The organism is Psychrobacter sp. (assembly GCF_030457785.1).
GTDB lineage: Bacteria > Pseudomonadota > Gammaproteobacteria > Pseudomonadales > Moraxellaceae > Psychrobacter.
Window position 1 is genome coordinate 1 of the sequence record NZ_JAKDUI010000280.1, and the last position, 2,347, is coordinate 2,347.

Sequence of the window (2,347 nt, forward strand, 5' to 3'; positions counted from 1 at the left end):
GGGCGATACATGCTGCTAGCATTGGCCATGCAGCAAAAAACAATAGGTTATCAAATGGTTGCATGTATAGAGCAAAGGTTGAAAAAGTTGAGCCTGCATGTGCCAATAGCAAAATACCATAAGTCCAAGTTTTAAATAATCCAACCACAAATAGCAATATGAGTATCAACTGAACAGTTCCCATAACATAAAGTAAGGTACCACCCATACTTTCCATACCATAAAACTTAGACATAACGCCTGCGGCATGCTCAGGCTTGATAAATTTATCAAGCGTCCAAAATAAAAAGACAACGAAAATACCCAGTCGAAGCAGTAAAAGTGAAATCGGTAAATGTTTTGGCATAAGTAAATTCTTTTTAATAAATTTAAAGGGAGATTCAACAGTCTTGATAAACAAAACAAGCATAGATATTTGCTTTAATTAAGCGAAATACAGACGCTCAAAGCTATATTTAAGCCACATTTAATTTTTAATTCAGTACTTAATTTTAAGCAAAATCTTGTCGCTAAATCGGCTAAGAAATCGCATTGTAGTTGTTGTTGAATGATTGTTCAAGTTCGCATCGTCAAGTATGCCAAGGTTATGGCGATTTGTTACCTTTCTCAACAGAATCTGTAACGCTACCTTAAAGGTGATTGTTTTCTATACAATAAAAACTCCTTCCAAGGGGCAAGTATTATTTTTGTCTACCCGTGTAACCAGAAGCAAACCGCTCGTAGCAGCCTTGTTGTTATGTGTTATCGTATATTGATAGGTATGGATTGGCATGTTAACTTTCATGCAGATAATTCGTAATGGAATTTATTAAAATACTGATGACGCTGAAATTTGCTGAAACTGAAATTAAGGTATTGGTATTTACTTTAGTAACTTTTTTGACTGATAGGCATCTGGAGAAGGTCTGAAAAAAGTATGCTTCAATAAATGCTTTAACAATAATTATAACGATAGCCATTTTTAAGCTAAGGGAGAACAAAATGCTTCTCGAAAAAATCAAAACACCTGGATTGTCTCATTTATCTTACTTGATAGGAGCTGGCGGAAAAGCGGCAGTGATCGACCCACGTCGTGACTGCGCCATTTATGCAGAAAAAGCTAGAGCAGCAGGGCTTGAGATTACTCATATATTTGAAACCCACCGTAACGAAGACTTGGTTTCTGGCGCACCGATTTTGGCCGACATGACGGGTGCAACCGTATTTCATGGGCCGAATCCAGAGCAGCCGGTGGTTTATGCGCAGACCGCTCACGATGGTGACTGCTTTGCTATTGGCCAACTTAAAATATGCGTACTTGAAACGCCTGGGCATACGGATGACCATCTCGCTTATGCTGTATACGATACCGCTTATCCAGACAAAGCCGTTGGGGTGTTTACAGGTGATGCGTTATTTGTAGGAGATGTTGGTCGAACTGATTTTTATCCTGATCGCCGTGAAGAAGTGGCCGGTTTATTATATGACTCACTCAAAAAAATAGTGTCGTTAGGCGACCAAGCGATTATTTATCCTGCTCATGGGTCTGGATCTGTGTGCGGCTCGGGTATGGCAGAGCGAGAGTTTTCCACTGTTGGTCATGAGAGGCTAAACAACCCACGCTTGCAAATCGCCGATCGTGAGGCGTTTATTGAATTGAAAGCCAATGAACACCACTACCAGCCACCGTATTTCCGGCTGATGGAGCGACTAAATATGGAAGGCGGTGAGCCGGCTCCGTCCATCATGCGACCACGCAATCTATCCTTAGCAGAACTCAAAGATTGTCGCGCTGATCATATTATTGATATTCGTGAACCGATGGCCTATGCGTCTGGGCATTTATCAGGATCTATGAGCTTGCCTGTCGGCATGATTCCCGCCTTTGCAGGGTGGTTCATCAGTGAAGGGGAGCGTATAGCGTTAGTCGCTGCAGATGAGAGTCAGCTTGCCACAGCGATGGAGCATTTGGTAAGAATTGCCCTTGATAATGTGGCTGGTGGTTATGTAGGAGTGGTGTCTGCAGCTAAGCAAGGCGAGCATATGCAACAAACCCCAATGATTGGTAGCGATGAAGTCAAAAACCGCCTTGATACTGAGAAACAAAATTGGAAATTGCTTGATGTCCGAGATGCTGAAGAACGGTCATCTGATGCGATTGACAAGTCACAGCATATCTACGTGGGGGAATTAAATGAGCGCTGGCAAGCGCTTGATAAGCACTGTCATTACACACTGATGTGTGCGAGTGGTGCACGTGCGACGGTAGCAGCAGGTTGGCTGGTAAGTAAGGGTTTCTCTGATATTGATATCTATTAGGACTTACGCAAAACCAGAGATATATTGCCAACCTAAAGCATAGCGTAGT

General features: G+C 42.3%; 2 protein-coding genes. One reads left to right on the top strand and one right to left on the bottom strand.

Features of this window, described 5'->3' with window-relative positions:
- Positions 1-409, bottom strand: a 409-nt coding sequence (locus L0J61_RS10535) for a hypothetical protein (RefSeq protein WP_301466392.1), incomplete at its 3' end; no start/stop codon positions are given.
- 572 nt (positions 410-981) lie between these two features.
- Between L0J61_RS10535 and L0J61_RS10540 the strand changes: the two genes are divergently transcribed.
- A complete protein-coding gene (locus tag L0J61_RS10540; protein ID WP_301466393.1) occupies positions 982-2,298 on the top strand; it encodes a rhodanese-like domain-containing protein in 1,317 nt (438 codons plus the stop codon).
- Positions 2,299-2,347: the final 49 nt, after the last annotated feature.

Bases quoted from the DNA above. Each gene is read 5' to 3' on its own strand.
- L0J61_RS10540 (WP_301466393.1), top strand. From the start codon at position 982: ATGCTTCTCGAAAAAATCAAAACACCTGGATTGTCTCATTTATCTTAC.